General features: G+C 52.7%; 1 pseudogene. It reads left to right on the top strand.

From position 1 onward, the window contains the following. Positions 1–430: pseudogene (gene hslU / locus CKO11_RS17365) on the top strand (HslU--HslV peptidase ATPase subunit); the annotation flags it as partial. Positions 431–524 lie beyond the last annotated feature (94 nt).

Here is a 524-nt window from a genome sequence, read left to right on the forward strand (position 1 = left end):
CATCCTGTTTATCGCTTCAGGGGCGTTCCAGGTTGCCAGCCCGTCGGATCTGATCCCCGAACTGCAGGGGCGTCTGCCAATTCGCGTTGAGCTGCAGGCGCTGACCACCGAAGATTTCGAACGTATCCTGACCGAGCCGAACGCCTCTGCTACCGTACAGTACAAAGCGCTGATGGCTACCGAAGGCGTGAACCTCGAGTTCACTGAAGACGGTATCAAGCGTATTGCCCAGGCCGCATGGCAGGTCAACGAAACCACCGAGAACATCGGTGCGCGTCGCCTGCATACCGTGCTGGAACGCCTGGTGGAAGATATCTCTTACGACGCGAGCGATCTTAACGGTCAAACCATTACCATTGACGCAGAATATGTGAGTAAGCACCTTGATGCTTTAGTGGCAGATGAAGATCTGAGCCGTTTTATCTTATAATCGCGGTTACTGGATTCTCATCACGTTTAATGGGGGCTAATGCCCCCATTTTTATTGGCTAAATACTTATGACTGACATCAGCCGTACTCAGGC

This window comes from Rhodobacter sp. TJ_12 (genome assembly GCF_020023995.1).
In the GTDB taxonomy this organism is placed as follows: domain Bacteria; phylum Pseudomonadota; class Alphaproteobacteria; order Rhodobacterales; family Rhodobacteraceae; genus Rhodobacter.